The organism is Microbulbifer maximicatervae (SeqCode), from assembly GCF_052467615.1.
Window position 1 is genome coordinate 1265395 of the sequence record NZ_CP174319.1, and the last position, 17644, is coordinate 1283038.

13 protein-coding genes and 1 tRNA gene are annotated in these 17644 nt (G+C 51.8%); 12 read left to right on the forward strand and 2 right to left on the reverse strand.

What is annotated here, in order from left to right; translation table 11 throughout:
- The first annotated feature begins 173 nt into the window (after window positions 1-173).
- From fadB to ACJJIM_RS05840, 9 genes are all read left to right on the forward strand, one after another.
- On the forward strand, window positions 174-2330 hold the full coding sequence (fadB, locus tag ACJJIM_RS05800; RefSeq protein ID WP_444912655.1) for a fatty acid oxidation complex subunit alpha FadB: 2157 nt from the start codon (window positions 174-176) through the stop codon (window positions 2328-2330).
- Between the two features lie 11 nt (window positions 2331-2341).
- The gene (gene fadA / locus ACJJIM_RS05805; protein ID WP_413665174.1) at window positions 2342-3517 is read left to right on the forward strand and encodes an acetyl-CoA C-acyltransferase FadA; all 1176 of its coding nucleotides are present in this window, start codon (window positions 2342-2344) and stop codon (window positions 3515-3517) included.
- Window positions 3518-3699: 182 nt separating this feature from the next.
- A tRNA-Leu gene (locus tag ACJJIM_RS05810) sits at window positions 3700-3784 on the forward strand.
- A gap of 185 nt (window positions 3785-3969) precedes the next feature.
- Window positions 3970-5283, forward strand: a complete 1314-nt coding sequence (tig, locus tag ACJJIM_RS05815) for a trigger factor (protein WP_413665175.1) — start codon at window positions 3970-3972, stop codon at window positions 5281-5283.
- A 188-nt stretch (window positions 5284-5471) separates the two neighbouring features.
- The gene (clpP, locus tag ACJJIM_RS05820; protein WP_282933430.1) at window positions 5472-6113 is read left to right on the forward strand and encodes an ATP-dependent Clp endopeptidase proteolytic subunit ClpP; all 642 of its coding nucleotides are present in this window, start codon (window positions 5472-5474) and stop codon (window positions 6111-6113) included.
- Window positions 6114-6275: 162 nt separating this feature from the next.
- Window positions 6276-7562, forward strand: coding sequence for an ATP-dependent Clp protease ATP-binding subunit ClpX (clpX, locus tag ACJJIM_RS05825; protein ID WP_282933429.1), 1287 nt, complete (start codon window positions 6276-6278; stop codon window positions 7560-7562).
- A 267-nt stretch (window positions 7563-7829) separates the two neighbouring features.
- Window positions 7830-10235 carry an endopeptidase La gene (gene lon / locus ACJJIM_RS05830; protein WP_413665176.1) on the forward strand — a complete coding sequence of 802 codons (2406 nt, stop codon included), beginning with the start codon at window positions 7830-7832 and terminating at the stop codon, window positions 10233-10235.
- A gap of 199 nt (window positions 10236-10434) precedes the next feature.
- Window positions 10435-10764 carry an HU family DNA-binding protein gene (locus tag ACJJIM_RS05835; protein ID WP_255422880.1) on the forward strand — a complete coding sequence of 110 codons (330 nt, stop codon included), beginning with the start codon at window positions 10435-10437 and terminating at the stop codon, window positions 10762-10764.
- Between the two features lie 119 nt (window positions 10765-10883).
- A complete protein-coding gene (locus ACJJIM_RS05840) occupies window positions 10884-12767 on the forward strand; it encodes a SurA N-terminal domain-containing protein (protein WP_444912656.1) in 1884 nt (627 codons plus the stop codon).
- 79 nt (window positions 12768-12846) lie between these two features.
- Here the strand turns inward: ACJJIM_RS05840 and ACJJIM_RS05845 are convergent, their stop codons facing one another.
- Entirely contained in the window at window positions 12847-14409 is a 1563-nt protein-coding gene (locus ACJJIM_RS05845) for a LysM peptidoglycan-binding domain-containing protein (RefSeq protein ID WP_444905765.1), read from the reverse strand.
- A 196-nt stretch (window positions 14410-14605) separates the two neighbouring features.
- On the reverse strand, window positions 14606-15385 hold the full coding sequence (gene gloB, locus ACJJIM_RS05850) for a hydroxyacylglutathione hydrolase (protein ID WP_444912657.1): 780 nt from the start codon (window positions 15383-15385) through the stop codon (window positions 14606-14608).
- A gap of 154 nt (window positions 15386-15539) precedes the next feature.
- On the opposite strand from gloB, the gene ACJJIM_RS05855 reads away from it, so the two are divergent.
- Genes ACJJIM_RS05855 through dnaQ form a run of 3 tightly spaced genes read left to right on the forward strand, consistent with a single transcriptional unit; the run spans window position 15540 to window position 17551 of the window.
- Window positions 15540-16331 (forward strand): class I SAM-dependent methyltransferase, encoded by a 792-nt coding sequence (locus ACJJIM_RS05855; protein WP_444912658.1) that lies wholly within the window; start codon window positions 15540-15542, stop codon window positions 16329-16331.
- A gap of 42 nt (window positions 16332-16373) precedes the next feature.
- Complete coding sequence (gene rnhA / locus ACJJIM_RS05860) at window positions 16374-16811, forward strand: ribonuclease HI (protein WP_413665181.1); 438 nt, start codon at window positions 16374-16376, stop codon at window positions 16809-16811.
- A 14-nt stretch (window positions 16812-16825) separates the two neighbouring features.
- On the forward strand, window positions 16826-17551 hold the full coding sequence (gene dnaQ / locus ACJJIM_RS05865) for a DNA polymerase III subunit epsilon (RefSeq protein WP_444912659.1): 726 nt from the start codon (window positions 16826-16828) through the stop codon (window positions 17549-17551).
- Window positions 17552-17644: the final 93 nt, after the last annotated feature.

Genomic DNA, 17644 nt, shown 5'->3' on the forward strand with positions numbered 1-17644 from the left:
TGGTGCCACTCCATTTGTAAGAAATAGTATTCAAACAATCGTTTGAATCTGGCTATACTACGGCTGACCAAATTGGGCCTAAGTGTCACCGCGCTGTGCGGGGCGGCCCTTGGTTGCACAAAAATTCCGACCCCGGGCCCAGGATCGCGGCCCAGAATAAAAGAGGTCAATCAATGTTATTTAGTGGCAAAGCGCTCACGGTACAGATGCTGGACAACGGCATCGTCGAGCTCAAATTCGACCTGCAAGGCGAATCCGTCAATAAATTTAACCGTCAGACGGTTTCTGAATTCTCCCAAGCGCTGGATGCTATCGAAGCAGCGGATGGTGTAAAAGGTGTACTGCTGACCAGCGGTAAAGGCGTCTTTATTGTTGGTGCTGATATCACTGAGTTTGGTGGTGCCTTCTCTGCAGGTGCAGAGGGCGTTGCTGATCTGATGAATCAGAACAACGAAAATATCAACCGCCTGGAAGACCTTCCGGTACCGACCGCGGTAGCAATTAATGGCTACGCGCTCGGCGGTGGTTTTGAGGTGTGTCTTGGCTGTGACTTCCGCCTGATGGGCGAAGAGGCCAAAGTTGGCCTTCCGGAAGTTAAGCTGGGTTTGATTCCGGGCTGGGGCGGCACTGTTCGCCTGCCGCGTGTAGTGGGTGTTGATGTTGCTGCTGAGTGGATTGCAGCGGGTAAAGAGCAGAAGCCTGCCGCCGCTCTGGAGGCTCACGCTGTCGATGCGGTGATCCCCACTGCCAAGCTCAAAGATGCAGCGGTCAAGCTGCTTGAGCGCGCTATTAATGGTGAGTTGGACTATAAAGCCATTCGCGAGCTGAAGAAATCTCCAATCCCCTTGAATGATACTGAAGCGCTAATGGCCTTCTTTACCACCAAGGCATTTGTGGGGCAGCAGGCGGGTAAAAACTACCCCTCTCCCGTAGCTGCGGTTGAGTCAATCGAGCAGGGCTACAAGCTGAGCCGTGATGAAGCGCTAAAAATCGAGCAGGAGAAGTTCATTTTCTGCGCGCAGACCGGCACTGCAAAGTCTCTGGTAGGGCTGTTCCTGGCTGACCAGGCAATTGGTAAAGTTGCCAAAGGTTGGGAGAAGAAGGCCGATAAGCCGGTTGAGCGTGCGGCAGTATTGGGTGCTGGCATTATGGGTGGCGGTATCGCTTACCAGTCTGCCTACAAAGGCACTCCGATCAAGATGAAGGATATCGACCAGAAGGGTATCGATCTTGGTCTGAATGAGGCGAACAAGCTGCTGTCCAAGTTGGTTGATCGCAAGCGCCTGACCCCCGTTAAAATGGGTGAAGTGCTCAACCGTATCGAGCCTACCTTGAGCTACGACGGCTTCAACGATATCGATGTTGTTGTGGAAGCGGTGGTTGAAAATCCCAAGGTGAAGCATGCAGTATTGAAAGAAGTGGAAACCAAAGTAAGCGAAGACACTGTAATCGCTTCTAACACCTCCACTATTTCTATTAACCAGCTGGCTGAGCCGCTCTCTCGTCCGGAGAACTTCCTCGGTATGCACTTCTTCAACCCAGTGCACAAAATGCCGCTGGTTGAAGTGATTCGCGGAGAGAAAACTTCCGACACCGCTGTAGCTCGCGTTGTTGCCTACGCAAACAAGATGGGCAAGAAGGCAATTGTTGTACGCGACTGTCCTGGGTTCCTGGTTAACCGCGTTCTCTTCCCTTACTTTGCCGGTTTCTCCATGCTGGTGCGCGATGGCGCTGACTTCCAGGCCGTTGACAAGGTGATGGAGCGTTGGGGTTGGCCGATGGGCCCCGCTTACCTGATGGACGTTGTCGGTATCGATACCGGTGTTCACGCAGAGAGCGTAATGGCTGAAGGCTTCCCCGATCGCATGGGTAAAACCTTTACCGCTGCTTCCGACGTTATGTATGAAGCGGGTCGTTACGGCCAGAAGAACAACAAAGGCTTCTACAACTACGAGCAGGACAAAAAAGGTCGCCCGAAGAAAGTGGCTACCGAAGAGTCCTACGAGCTGCTTAAGCCGCACGTTGCTGAACGTCGCGAGTTTGAAAAAGACGAAATTATCGAGCGCATGATGGTGCCTATGGCAACCGAACTGGCTCGCTGCCTGGAAGAGGGTATCGTGGATTCCCCAGCTGAAGCTGATATGGCGCTGATCTACGGCATTGGCTTCCCTCCGTTCCGCGGTGGAATCTTCGCGTGGCTGGACAGCATTGGTCTGGATGAATTCGTGAAGATTGCCGATAAGTACGCCGATCTGGGTGAGCTGTACAAGCCGACCGATCGCATGCGTGAAATGGCCGCAAGTGGCAAAACCTACTACGGCGACAAGTAAGGAGAATAGCGATGAGTTTAAATCCTAGAGATGCCGTAATCGTCGACTACGCGCGTACGGCCATGGGTCGCTCGAAGAATGGCGTATATCGCCATGTTCGCGCCGATGATATGTCCGCTGAGCTGCTGAAAAAGTTCATGCAGCGCAATGACAAGCTCGATCCCGCCGAGATCGATGACCTGATCTGGGGCTGTGTTATGCAGCGCGATGAGCAGGGCTTTAACGTAGCTCGCTTTATCCTGCTGCGCGCTGGTCTGCCACACACTATCCCGGCGCAAACCGTCAACCGCCTGTGCGGCTCCTCTATGTCCTCCCTGCATACTGCAGCTGCCAACATCCAGGCTGGCGTTGGCGATGTGTACGTTGTGGGTGGTGTTGAGCACATGGGCCACCTAAACATGATGGAGCATGTTAGCCCCAACCCAATGCTGGGTCGCTATATGGCTAAAGCTGCCGGCTCCATGGGTATGACTGCTGAATACCTGGCGATGATGCACGGTATCCAGCGTCAGCAGATGGATGAGTTCGGTGCACGCTCTCACCATCGCGCGGCTGAAGCTACCAAGGCTGGCAAATTCAATCGCGAAATTATCGCTATTGAAGGTCATGACGATGACGGCGTACCTTTCCTGGTTGAGACGGACCAAACCATCCGTCCGGACACCACCGTGGAAGGTCTGGCTCAGCTGAAGCCAGCATTCGATCCGAAGCACGGTCAGGTAACAGCTGGCACCTCCTCTCAGATCACCGACGGTGCCTCTGTGATGCTGGTAATGTCCGCTGAGCGCGCTCAGGCTTTGGGTATGACTCCTATTGCCCGCGTGAAGGAAATGGCGCTGGCTGGTGTTGATCCGTCCATTATGGGTTATGGCCCGGTGCCCTCTACCAAGAAGGCGCTCAAGAGAGCGGGTCTAACTGTTGGTGATATCGACAAGTTTGAGCTGAATGAAGCATTTGCGGCGCAGGCGCTGCCGGTGCTGAAAGACCTGGATCTGCTCGAGCAGATGGATGAGAAGGTCAACCTGTACGGTGGCGCTATTGCCCTGGGTCACCCCTTCGGCTGCTCTGGCGTGCGCATTACCGGCACCCTGCTGAGCGTTATGCAGAACGAGGGCGGCAACCTGGGTGTGTCTACCATGTGTATCGGTCTGGGGCAGGGTATTACCACTGTTGTAGAGCGAGTCTAAGGAAATTAGACCCCGAAAAAAGGCGCCTTTGAGGCGCCTTTTTTTATTTTATGAGAAAAGTGTTCAGTAAAGTGTTGAAGACCCCAAAATGCTGTGGCACAATCTGCACCCCTTGTCGCGATGGGCTCTAAAAAAGTAGCGAAAGCGCTTAAATATCAAAGAGTTAGCGACAGGTTCGATTTGGGGACGTGGTGAAATTGGTAGACACGCCAGATTTAGGTTCTGGTGCCGAAAGGTGTGGGAGTTCGAGTCTCCCCGTCCCCACCAAATTAAAAGCCTTGAAGTCCGTGTGACTTGCCCTGGAGGGGTAGGTGCGGGCTTCTTGTGTATTTGGCGGCAGCACAAAAGTATTGTTTTGGTGCTGGGCCTACGAGGTTACTGACTAAGTCTCGGTGACCCGGTATTCGTTGGCGCTGCGGCGCGATTACAGAGATAGTCTCACGAGGATAAACATGCAGGTTTCCATCGAAACTACTTCCGGTCTGGAGCGTCGCTTAACGGTCAACTTGCCGGCAGAAATTGTCGACAAAGAAGTGGATAAGCGTCTCCAGCAGGCTGCTAAGACTGTTCGCATCAATGGCTTCCGCAAAGGCAAGGTGCCGATGAAGGTTGTTCGTCAGCGCTTTGGCGCCGGCGTTCGTCAGGAAGTTCTGGGTGAAGTAATGAGCCGTTCTTTCTACGAAGCGGTACAGAAGGAAGAGGTTAAACCTGCCGGCCAGCCTAGCATCGAAGCTAAGCAGACTGCTGCTGGCGAAAATCTGGAGTACGTTGCTACTTTCGAGGTTTACCCTGAAGTTGAACTCGCTGATCTGGCTGAGATCGCTGTAGAGCGTCCTGTTGCAGAAGTTACTGATGCTGACGTGAAGAACATGATCGATGTTCTGCGTAAGCAACAGTCTTCCTGGAAAGATACCAAGCGCAAAGCTCAAAAGGGCGATCGTGTTGTTATCAACTTTGTTGGTCGCAAAGACGGCGAAGAGTTTGAAGGCGGTAAGGCCGAAGGCCACCAGTTGGTACTGGGTTCCGGCCAGATGATTCCTGGCTTCGAAGAAGGCATTCTGGGCATGAAGCCCGGTGAAGAGAAAGACATTGATCTGACCTTCCCGGAAGATTACCAGGCAGAAGAGCTTCGCGGTGCTGCTGTTACCTTTAATATCAAGGTGACTTCTTCCGAGAAACCTGAACTTCCCGAGCTGAACGAGGAGTTCTTCAAAGCTTACGGTGTTCAGGAAGGTGGCGAAGAGAAGTTCCGTGAGGAAGTTCGCAACAACATGCAGCGTGAGCTGAAAAATGCCGCTCTGAACAAAGTTAAGACCCAGATCATGGATCAGCTGTTCGAGAAGCATCCAGTTGATCTGCCATCCGCTCTGGTTGCCAGTGAAGTAACTACCCTGCGTGGTCAAATGGTTCAGCAGTTTGGTGGTCAGATCAAGGCTGAAGATGCCGAGCGCATGTTGCCTGACACTATGTTCGAAGAGCAGGCAAAACGCCGTGTAGTTCTCGGTCTGGTAGTCGGTGAGATTGTTAAGCAGAATGAACTTTCTGTTGATGCCGATCGCGTAAAGGCGAAAGTTGAAGAGCTGGCTTCTACCTACCAGCAGCCGCAAGAAGTGGTTGACTACTACTACAGCAACCGTGAGCTGCTCTCTGGTGTTGAGTCTGTTGTACTGGAAGACCAGGTTGTTGATCACGTACTGGCTTCAGCTAAAGTATCTGAAGTTGACAGCAGCTACGACGAAGTGATTAAGCCGCAAAAACAAAGCTAATCTCTCACTTCATTCAGGTGTATGGTGGCGTCCGCTCAAGCGTGACGCCCCTACATCTCCTTCCTTTTTACCGGCTGGCTTTCTCTCGCCTGACCGGTTAAGCTCTGAAAACCAAATTTTTCAGCATGGGCATACGATGCCTATTCGCTGGCCTGCCGAATACGCCACAAAAGGAAGCAATGGTACCTATGGCACGAATTGATTTTCCAAAAGCTTCGATAGAGCCCTCAGCATCAGGTTTAGTTCCCATGGTGGTAGAACAAACCGCCAGAGGGGAGCGCTCATTTGATATTTATTCTCGCCTGTTAAAAGAGCGTGTGATCTTCCTGGTCGGGCCTGTAGAAGACCACATGGCCAACCTGGTTGTTGCGCAGCTGCTTTTCCTCGAGGCAGAAAATCCGGATAAGGATATTCACCTCTACATTAATTCACCGGGCGGTTCGGTAACTGCCGGCATGTCTATCTATGACACCATGCAGTTCATTAAGCCTGACGTCAGCACTATGTGCATTGGGCAGGCCTGTAGTATGGGCGCCTTCTTGTTGACTGCCGGTGCTGAAGGCAAACGCTTCGTAACACCAAACTCCCGTGTGATGATTCACCAGCCCAGCGGTGGGGCCCAAGGGCAGGCGAGCGATATCCACATTCACGCCCAGGAAATTCTCAAGATTCGTCATCGTTTGAATGAGCTCATGGCGCATCACTCTGGACGTCCAGTCAGTGATATTGAGAGGGATACAGAGCGCGACAACTTTATGAGCGCCGATGAAGCCAAGGAATATGGCTTGGTCGATGATGTATTGTCTCGCCGACAGGCATTCGATAAGTAGATTTTTCTACATTAAAAGTTTGCCGGAGGCGGATTTCAGCGAAAGTTAGTTTTTTTGACAGGCTGGCTTTCGTTGGGACTTGAAAATCACGCCAAAAGGCAGCATCTTGCTGGGTAAGCTGAATTTAGGGCCCTGGCCGGCCAGTGACGACGGAGTATTTTGATGACCGACAAAAGCAGCGGAGAAGACAGCGGAAAATTGCTGTACTGCTCTTTCTGTGGCAAGAGCCAACAGGAAGTGCGGAAGTTAATCGCTGGGCCGTCAGTCTTTATCTGCGATGAATGTGTCGAGCTGTGTACCGACATTATTCGTGAAGAAGTACAAGAGACTGCGGAGGGGCCTGAAGGGCGCCTGCCGACACCCCGTGAGATTACTGAAATCCTCGATCAGTATGTGATTGGGCAGGAGAGAGCCAAGCGTGTGCTGGCTGTTGCCGTATACAATCACTACAAGCGTCTGCGCACCAAGTCTGGTGTTAAAAGTAAGGATGAAGTAGAGCTCAGTAAGTCTAATATTTTGCTGGTAGGCCCAACCGGTAGTGGTAAAACCCTTCTTGCCGAGACCCTGGCTCGCCTGCTCAATGTTCCTTTCACTATTGCCGATGCAACCACCCTGACCGAAGCTGGTTATGTGGGTGAGGATGTTGAGAATATCATCCAGAAGCTTTTGCAGAAGTGTGATTACGATGTAGAAAAAGCCCAGCAGGGTATCGTCTATATCGATGAGATCGACAAAATTTCGCGCAAGTCAGACAACCCTTCAATTACCCGTGATGTGTCCGGTGAAGGTGTGCAGCAAGCGCTACTGAAGTTGATTGAAGGCACTGTGGCGTCTGTGCCGCCGCAGGGTGGACGCAAGCATCCGCAGCAGGAATTCTTGCAGGTCGACACCTCCAATATCCTGTTTATTTGTGGCGGCGCTTTTGCGGGGCTAGATAAGGTTATCCGCGATCGCTCGGAGAAGGGTGGAATTGGTTTCAGTGCCGAGGTTAAATCAAAGGATGGCACCAGTAATTTTGGTGAGATCCTGCGCGACCTGGAGCCTGAAGACCTGGTTCGTTACGGGCTGATCCCGGAGTTTGTTGGACGCCTACCGGTGACCGCAACTTTGGAGGAGCTGGACCGTGAGGCTCTGGTACAGATTCTCACCGAGCCACGCAATGCCTTGACCAAACAGTACGCAAAACTGTTTGAGATGGAAGATGTAGAACTGGATTTCCGCCCCGATGCGTTGGATGCAGTTGCCACCAAGGCAATGGAGCGGAAAACAGGCGCCCGTGGCCTGCGCTCTATCATGGAGTCCGTATTGTTGGAGACCATGTATGACATCCCATCCACAGATAATGTGGTGAAAGTTGTGATTGACGAGGCGGTCATTAAAGGCGAATCAGCCCCGCTGCTGGTTTATGAGAGTGAGTCCCAGCCGCAGAAGGCGGCGCCGGAAGAGTAGTTCAAATCCCACCTCAAAAAGCCCCAATATTGGGGCTTTTTTTATAGTTTTTTCTGATTACCCGGGTATCTAACTACCTGTCTGGGTATTCCTGGCTCGAATAGCACTCTTAGCTCGGCACAAATTGGTCGCGAGATTAGACTTGTATTTCGGGCCCTTCCCCCCCATTACTAGCATCTGAAGGGCGGTGGCCCAGGTTAAGCTGTCAATTCCAACAGCAGCATGATGCCGCGCCAAATACCCAGTGATAGGGCCGAGAGGAGTTCTATGGATCAGTCATCCGACACCACACTTGAATATCCGTTGTTGCCATTGCGCGATGTTGTTGTTTACCCCCATATGGTGATCCCGCTTTTTGTCGGCAGGGAAAAGTCCATAGAGGCCCTGGAAGAGGCCATGCGCAGGGATAAGCAGGTATTGCTTGTGGCGCAGCGAAAGGCATCTGAGGATGACCCAGGTGCAGACGATATCTATCGCGTGGGCACTATTGCCAGTGTCTTGCAGTTACTCAAACTCCCCGATGGCACTGTGAAGGTGCTAGTAGAAGGGGGGGAGCGCGTAAATATCCACGAAGTGATGGAGAGGGAGAACCATTTCGAGGCGACCGTTTCGCCGATGGAGACGCAGGAGTTGCCGGAAGGCGAAGCAGATGCCCTTGTGCGCTCTGTGATGTCTCAGTTTGAACAGTACGTTTCTGTAAGTAAGAAAGTCCCCAATGAGGTTATTACCTCTCTGTCGGGAATTGATGAACCTGGCCGCTTGGCAGATACCATTTCTGCACATATGTCCCTTGAGTTGGCTCAGAAGCAAGAGCTTCTGGAGACTCTCAGTGTTAAAGAGCGTTTGGAGCATTTGCTGGGCCTTATGGATGCTGAAATCGACCTGATTCAGGTGGAAAAACGCATTCGTGGGCGTGTGAAAAAGCAGATGGAGAAAAGCCAACGCGAGTACTATCTCAATGAGCAGATGAAGGCGATTCAAAAAGAGTTGGGCGAGATCACCGAAGAGCCCAATGAAATTGAAGAGCTGGAAAACAAAATTGCCGAATCCGGCATGAGTGCGGAGGCAGAGAAGAAAACCCGCGCTGAGCTGGCTAAATTGAAAATGATGTCGCCTATGTCTGCGGAAGCTTCGGTTTTACGCAGTTATATCGACTGGATGTTGAGCCTGCCCTGGAAAAAAGCCAGCCGGGTGAGACACGATTTGGTTAAAGCCGAGGAAATTCTCGAGAAAGAACACTACGGCTTGGAAGAGGTTAAAGAGCGGATTCTGGAATACCTCGCGGTACAAAAGCGAGTGAAGAAAGTGAAAGGGCCGATCTTATGTTTGGTTGGTCCTCCCGGGGTGGGTAAAACCTCCCTCGGTCAATCTATTGCCCGAGCAACAAATCGTCAGTATGTGCGTATGGCCCTGGGCGGCGTTCGCGATGAAGCCGAGATTCGCGGGCATCGACGCACTTATATTGGCTCACTGCCGGGCAAGCTGATTCAGAAAATTTCGAAAGTTGGAGTGAAAAATCCCCTGTTCCTGCTCGATGAGGTTGACAAAATGGGGATGGATCAGCGCGGCGATCCCGCCTCAGCGCTTCTTGAGGTTTTGGATCCAGAGCAGAATAAAACCTTCAATGATCACTATTTGGAAGTGGATTACGACCTTTCCGATGTGATGTTTGTCTGCACCTCTAACTCAATGAATATTCCAGGCCCGTTGCTGGATCGTATGGAAGTTATTCGAATCCCCGGTTATACCGAGGACGAAAAACTGAATATTGCTCAGCGCTATCTTGTGCCGAAGCAGCGCAAGGCCAACGGCCTTAAAGATGATGAGCTGGATCTCTCCGATGACAGTATCCGAGATATTGTCCGCTACTACACCCGTGAAGCGGGTGTGCGTGGCCTGGACCGGGAGATTGCCAAGATCTGCCGCAAGGTAGTAACGGAGCACGTTCGCAATCCTTCAGAGAAGAAGGCTGTAATACAGCCAGAGCAACTTGAAGAGCTTCTCGGTGTTCGCAAATTTGATTTTGGCCGTGCGGAGGAAGAGGACAAAATCGGAATTGTTACCGGTCTCGCCTGGACCGAGGTGGGTGGTGAGCTTCTTAACATTGAAGCTTCAGCTGTGCCGGGTAAAGGGCGCATGATCAAAACCGGCTCCCTCGGCGATGTTATGCAGGAGTCTATTCAGGCGGCCTTGACGGTTGTGCGTTCTCGCTCCCAGGCACTGGGAATAGGTCCGGACTTCCACGAGACCCGGGATATTCATATCCACGTGCCTGAAGGTGCCACCCCCAAAGATGGCCCTTCGGCGGGTATTGCCATGTGCACCGCTTTGGTGTCTGTGTTAACGGATATTCCCGTTCGCTCAGATGTGGCGATGACTGGAGAAATTACTCTGCGTGGAGAAGTTTTAAGAATTGGTGGTCTTAAAGAAAAGTTATTGGCAGCGCATCGGGGCGGTATAAAAACTGTACTGATTCCTGCTGATAACGAGCGAGATCTGAAGGATATTCCCGATAATATTCTTCAGGACTTGGTAGTTAGGCCCGTTAAGTGGATCGATCAGGTACTTGAGCTGGCGCTCGAACACAAGCCTGAATCCCTGTCTGATGAAGAGTATTCCGCCTTACAGAAAAAGGCAGAGGAGCGCTCGCAGCGAGGAATCCAAACTCACTGACTCTTGTAATGGGGTGACTTTTGTCGCCCCTTTACAACTTGCAAGGCCAAAACTTCGCCAATCAGGCTATCTACGCTGCTTGAAAAGTGTGCATCTGCCCGGAAACCCGCATGGTTCCTTGACCCGCTTCTGGGCAGTTGGTATAAAACGGGGCTTATTGCCCGGCGCGTAAATTGCCGAAGGCTAAAAAATTTAAAGTATGGGTGTCTTTTGTAGACCACCCGAAGCATATTTAAAAAGAACAGAGGGATTAAGCGTGAATAAGTCCGAACTGATTGAAGCAATTGCCGCATCTGCAGATATTCCAAAAGCAGCAGCTGGCCGTGCTTTGGACGCAATGGTTGATAGCATCACTGATGCCCTGAAAAAAGGTGATCAAGTTGCCCTCGTTGGCTTTGGTACCTTTGCTGTGAAAGAGCGTGCAGCTCGTACTGGTCGCAATCCTCGCACTGGCGATCCCATTGAAATCGCTGCGGCAAAAATTCCTAACTTCAAGGCCGGTAAAGCCCTGAAAGACGCTGTAAACTAAGTTTTCAGCAGGCTTTGAGACTTTGTAAAAGAGTCTGAATGTCAAAGAGGCGTGTCAGTTGGGATGCGCCTTTTTTGTATCTGATAGTAGTTAAAAACAATTAATTTTCGGAGCTGAGCATGCTTCAGTCCATGCGTGACAACCTGAAAGGGACAGCCGCGATTATTGTCGCAGCCTTTTTCGGTTTTATTATGGTCATTGGGGGAATTGATTTCTTCACCGGTGCCAGTGGAGGTGCTGCCGATGCGGTAGCCGAGGTTAATGGCGAAAAAATTACAAACTTGGATTTGCAACGCGCAATTCAAAATCGCCGCAATATGATCATTAGTCAGTACGGCGAAGATGTGCCCGCTGATTTAATCAGCGATGAGCAGTTGCGTGAGCCAGTTTTACGCCAGTTGGTTTCCAGTGCTGTGATGCGCCAAGCTGCTCAGGACAGCGGTATGGTGATGAGCTCTGCGGCGGTCGACAGAGCGATCGTGGGAATTCCGGCTTTTCAGGTGAACGGCAGTTTTGATCCGCAAATGTACCGCGATGCTTTGCGTCGTATGGGGTATAGCCCTGCAGGCTTCCGCCAGATTATGGAAAATGATATGGCGCTGGAGCAGTACGCAAATAGTGTGGTTGAAAGTGCTTTTACTACCCAGGCGGATGCAGAACAGATTGTTGCCGCCTCTATGGAAGAGCGTGATTTTGATTACGTGGTGATGCCAGTTGAAGGCCTGCTAGCAGAGATTCAGGTTTCGGATGCTGAAGTAGAACAGTACTACCAGGAGAATCAAGGGCAATACCAGCGTCCAGAGCAGGTGGCGGTTGAGTATATTGAGCTAACTCCTGAAGTATTTGCCGGTAACATTGATATTTCTGAAAGCGATGTTCGCGCTCAGTACGAGCAAGAGCTGAAAGGTTTCGCATCGGAACTTCGCCGTCGTGCTGCACATATTTTGCTTGAAGAAGCTGACGCAGAAAAAATTGCTGAGATTCAGAGCAAACTGGATGCCGGCGAAGATTTCGCCGAGTTGGCAAAGACTTACTCCCAAGACGTAGGCTCTGCGGAGGAAGGCGGTGAGTTGGGTTACACCACAGGTGATGTATTCCCAGAGGCATTCGAGCAGGCCTTGGCCGCGCTGGAAGTGGGTCAGGTTTCTGCTCCAGTGACCACCGATAGTGGAACTCACTTTATCAAGTTGTTGGAAGTAGAGCAGAGTGAACCGCCGAGCTTCGAAGAGCAAAAAGTGGCGATCGAAAAGCGACTGCGTGCGTCCGTTGCCGAGCGCGAGTTTGTTGACGCCTTGTCCCGTCTCGCCGATCTGGCATACAACGCGGACAACCTGGCTGAGCCCGCTGAAGAGTTGGGTGTTCCCCTGAAGACTGCCAATCTGTTTTCGCGCGAGAGCGCATCTGGCGTCCTTTCTAACGGGCAGGTTATCGAGGCTGCTTTCTCTGTGGAAGTGAAGGAAGATGGCAATACTTCAGATGTGATCAACCTGAACAATGAGCATTCTGTCGTTTTGCGGGTCACCGACTCTAAGCCCGCGGGTACCTACCCTCTGGAAGAGGTTCGCCAGCAAATTGTTGACCGTTTGAAGCGTGATAAGGCCAGTGAGCAATTGGCTAAGCAAGCGGAAGAGCTTAAAGAGAAGCTCGCTACTGGTACTAGTTTTGCAGAACTGGCGGAAGCGCAAGGTTTAACCCTGGAGACCAGTGATAAAACTCGTCGCGGTGGTTTTGCTCAGCGCGGTGAGATTAATGCCAAGGCATTTGCATTGCCTGCACCATCTGCTGGCAAAGATGAAGTAACCAGCTTCGCTACAAATAATGGTGATCTGGTAGTTCTCGATCTGCGCAGCGTGCGCCCGGGCGAACTGTCCAAGCAGAGCAAAGAGCAGCGTCAGGCACTGATGCAGCAATTGGCCTCTGTAAATGGTGGGGCCGAGTTAGCAGCTATCCAGCGCTACTTGTCCGATCAGGCAAAAATCGATCTGGCCTCTTCTGCCGAGTGACGGTTGTTATTGAGCGATAAAAAAACCCGGCAATTGCCGGGTTTTTTTATGGCTAACTCCCTGTAAGGTAGTGTGCGCTTTAAGTGTTGCTGGCACTATCCACAAATAAGGTTAAGCGCTGTCCGGGTTGTAAATACTTGGACTTATTTATCTTATTCCAGCGGAGAATATCATCGATTTCGATACTGAATTTATTGGCTATCCGATATAGAGAGTCGCCGCTGCGTACCCGGTAAGAAACCTTGCGGGTAGTGCGGTTGTTCTCTGATACTGCGGGGGAGCCGTTGTAAGCCACCAGGGTGCGTCCAGGGCGCAGGGTGTCTCCCGGTGCCATGCTGTTCCAGCTGGCCAGTTGCTTTACGGTCACATCCAGCTTGCGTGAAATCCCCCAAAGGCTGTCGCCAGGGCGTACAGTGTAATTAACTTTCTGGCCCTTGCCGGAAGACTGCTTGCGTTTAACGCGCTGATCGAGTGCGTAGGCATACTGTCCTGCGGGGCCCGATGCGCTGGGGATTAACAGTGTTTTTCCGGCGCGAATATTATTGCTGCGCAGTTTGTTTGTCTCGCGTATCGCTCCGACGGTGGTCTGGTAGCGGCGAGCGATAGTGGAGAGGGTGTCGCCTCGGGCAATGGTGTAGCGCTGCCAGCTTACCCTCTCTTCCTTGGGAAGTTGTGCCAGGGCGCTCTCAAACTTTTCCTGGGTCTCTATTGGAATCAGTAGTTGGTGGTTTCCGTTGGGGTCGGTTGCCCAGCGGTTATAGCCTGGGTTCAGTAGGTACAGCTCTTCAATCTCAATTTCTGCAAGTTCTGCAGCCTGGGCCAGATCGATCTGACTGCCTACATCGACACGGGCGTAGTAGGGCTCGTTGGAGACATCATGCAGTGGGATTTTGTAATGGTCCGGGCGGGATATAACCTCCGCCAGAGCCAGCAGCTGGGGCACATAGCGTTTGGTTTCCCGCGGCAGTTTGAGATCCCAATAACTGGTGCCAAGCCCGTTGCGACGATTGCGCTCTACGGCTCTGCGAACCGTTCCCTCACCGGCATTGTAAGCAGCGAGTGCCAGCTCCCAGTCCCCATCAAAGCGATCGTGCAGGTAGTTGAAGTACTTTGCCGCAGCCTGGGTGGATTCATGGACATCGCGGCGTCCGTCATACCACCAGTTTTGCTCGAGCCCGAAAGAGCGCCCGGTGGCCGGGATAAACTGCCACATACCGGAAGCCCGTGCGTGGGAGTAGGCGAAGGGGTCGTATGCACTCTCGACAATGGGGAGCAGCGCTAATTCAAGTGGGAGATTTGCCTGTTCCAGCTGTTCTGCAACATGGAAAATATAGCGGCGAGAGCGCTCGGTTACCCGAGCCATATAGCCCTCATTGCGGGCGAAGTAAGCAATATATTCCTTAACCTTGGGGTCGCTGGTGTGGTGATCCAGGGCGAAACCCTGACGAAGTCTTGCCCAGATGTCTACGGGGGGAGGGACCGCTTCAGAGGGTTCGTGTTTTTTAACAGCTCGGTCACTCGCGACAGAGGTTTCCTCTGCAGGGATATTTTCAGTTTCAGGCGCAGAGGCCTGTTCCGGTAATTGCGAGCAGGCCCCTACCGTAGCGGCTAGTAATGCTACGGCAAAATTCTTGTGAACCATGTGTGATATCCGCGAGTCTTTCTTGTAATTCATCCTGACGCATTTCAGAACAATTATTGGTAAAGCGCCAGGCATTTGGTCAATTACTTTTGATTCTAATTAGGCAAATTAGTTTCGGTCAATATTGACGGTTAAAAAGTATGCGAATTGCTAGTTTATCACCCAGCCTGAGAGGAGTTTAGGTGAAGTTGGGCGTTTAGAAGTTGTCCTTCCAGCCGCGCAAGCTCGCAAAAATATCTACGTTATCGCTTCCGTCATTTAACTCCGGTCTCGAATTGATAGCTGTCTGCCTAACTTCCGGATACTGACAGCGAAGAAATGGGTTGGTGTCTAGCTCAAGGGCGATAGTTGAAGGCAAAGTTGGCTTGTTTTCTACTCTCAGGGCTTTGCACTGAGCAACCCTTGCCTCAATGGCTTGATTGTTAGGCTCTACCGTTTGGGCAAACTTCAGGTTGGCGAGTGTGTACTCGTGTGCAGGATAAACAAAAGTTGCGGCGGGTAATTTACTGAGCTTTTGCAGAGAATGGTACATCTGCTCTGGAGTGCCCTCGAACAACCTGCCGCAGCCAGCGGAAAAAAGAGTGTCACCACAAAAAAGGTGTAATTGTTCACCGCCTGCTGCTGTGGTTTCATTCAAAACCAAAGCTAAGTGGTCTAGAGTGTGCCCCGGAACAGCGTGTACCTGGAAGGGCATGCCAAGGACCTGTAAGGAATCTCCACCGGCAATGGGGTGAGTGACACCAGGTATGTGCTCGGGGCCATAGACAGGGCACTGGTACTGGCGACAAAGCGTTTCGATGCCGCCGGTATGGTCATAGTGGTGATGAGTAATGAGAATGCCGCTGAGCCTGGTCCCCTGTAGGGCCTTTTCTACTGGCACAGCATCACCAGGGTCGACTACCCAGTGCTGACCATCTTTTTGCAGGTGCCAGATATAGTTGTCATTAAAGGCGGGGATTGGCGTGATGGATAGCATAATCGAATCGTCTTTTCGCTGAATAGCAGAACAATATCATGGAAGGCGTGAGACGGTGTGAATTGTTACCTGAGGACTGGTTTACTTAGAGTAAGGCCCTGGAAACATCGCCCGAGTGTAGAATTGAGTAGCTGTTAGATTGATCAATGGAGATATGATGACCGGAAAGAGCAGGCCTGGTAATGATGAGGAGCAATCCCCTCTTGGTAAGGTCTGCCCAGCGCTATCCCATTGGTTTTCCAGTTCGCTGGGAGAGGAGATTCTCTCGCAACAGCTGGCATTGGCCCAACCCTTAGTGGAGGGCTTTTTCGGTTATCACTTTCTACAGGCCAGCGTGACCCAATCCGTTGATTTTGGCGCCTTCAGTCGTATCAATCATCGTTTTCGATTGGGGGCAACTTCTGAGCAGGGCGGGGCTGCGATAGTGGAGTTCGAGCAACTGCCCCTCCCCGCCGATTCAATCGATGTAGTATTGCTGCATCACCTTTTGGACTTTTCCAGTCATCCCCACCAAGTATTGAGAGAGGCGGCCAGGGTTTTGATACCCGGTGGTCATATGCTGCTAGTCGGGTTTAACCCGTTTTCCTTGCTCGGCTTGTCCCGCCTGCTATTTTCCAGGGGGGCTTACCAGCGCGGAAATCAACTGCGTGCTGCTCGAATTGCCGACTGGATGAATCTGTTGGACTTGCAGGCTGAGAGGGTAGATCGCGGCTTCTTCCGCTTGCCATTACAGCAAAAGGAATTGCTTTCCAAGACGGCTTGGATGGAGCGCCTTGGCTCCCGCTTGCACTTGCCATGGGGGGGCTTTTACATCATAGTCGCCCGCAAAGAAGTGGCACGTGTTCGCACTATTAAAATCAATTGGCGGGCCGAGAGAAAGCCCGCTTTGGTTGCCACCCCGTCGAGCCCTCGCGTTGCAGCACGCGGGAAGCATCAAAAGCGCTGATTTCGCTGAAAATCGGCCCCATATCTAATTTTGGCGTAAGTTTTGAAACAAATTACTATCTATACAGATGGCGCTTGTCGCGGTAATCCTGGTCCCGGCGGTTGGGGTGCCCTGTTGGTGTACGGTGAGCGGGAGAAAGAGTTGTTTGGTGGGGAGGCGCATACCACCAATAATCGTATGGAATTGTTAGCTGCAATCAAAGCTCTGGAGGCTCTTAAACAGCCGTGCAAAGTTGATTTACATACTGACTCACAGTACCTGCGCCAGGGCATTACCGGCTGGATTAACAACTGGAAAAAGAACGGTTGGAAAACGGCGAGTAAGAAGCCTGTCAAAAATGCAGACCTATGGCGGCAGTTGGATGAGAGCGTCTCCCAGCATGATGTGGAGTGGCACTGGGTTAAAGGTCATGCCGGCCACCCAGGCAATGAGCGGGCCGATCAGTTGGCAAATCGCGGCGTCGATGAGCTGGAGTCCTGAGGGGAATATTGCATATGCGTCAAGTGGTTCTCGATACAGAGACAACAGGTCTCGATCCCAAAAGCGGCCATCGTATTATTGAAATTGGTTGCGTAGAGCTGGTTAACCGGAAGTTGACTGGCCGTCACTATCACCAGTACATCAACCCGCAGCGACAAGTGGAAGATGGGGCTATTGAGGTCCATGGAATTACTAATGAATTCCTGGCGGACAAACCCGTATTCGCTCAGGTCGCCGATGAATTTATGACCTTCTGTGAAGGTGCAGAGCTGGTTATTCACAACGCGCCCTTCGATGTCGGTTTTATTGATGCTGAGCTGAGGCTGCTGGGTAATCCGCGCTGGCGCAATGTCAATGTGCATTGTGGGGTTTTGGATACCCTGACAATGGCCCGGGAAAAGCACCCTGGGCAGAAAAACAATCTGGACGCCCTTTGTAAGCGCTACTTTGTCGATAACTCCCAGCGGGATTTGCACGGCGCATTACTGGATGCGGAGATTCTTGCCGACGTCTACCTGATGATGACCGGTGGCCAAACCGATTTGGTGTTGGCACAGGGTGATTCCTCGGAAGGGGAGGAAGGTAAGAAGGCGGAAAATGATGTGGCGGGTGAAGCCATTCGTCGCCTATCGGCAGATCGCGCGCCCCTGCTAGTAGCGCGTGCTACGCCACAGGAAGCTGAAGCGCATCAATCGATGCTAGGTTTGCTGGAGAAATCAGCGGGCAAACACTTCTGGTAGCACATCAATGAAGAGGTGTTCTCTTTAACCTTGATGTTTATTGTGCTTTTCTTTTCCTGAGTGGGTGGGAATTATCAATCCCCACCCATCCAG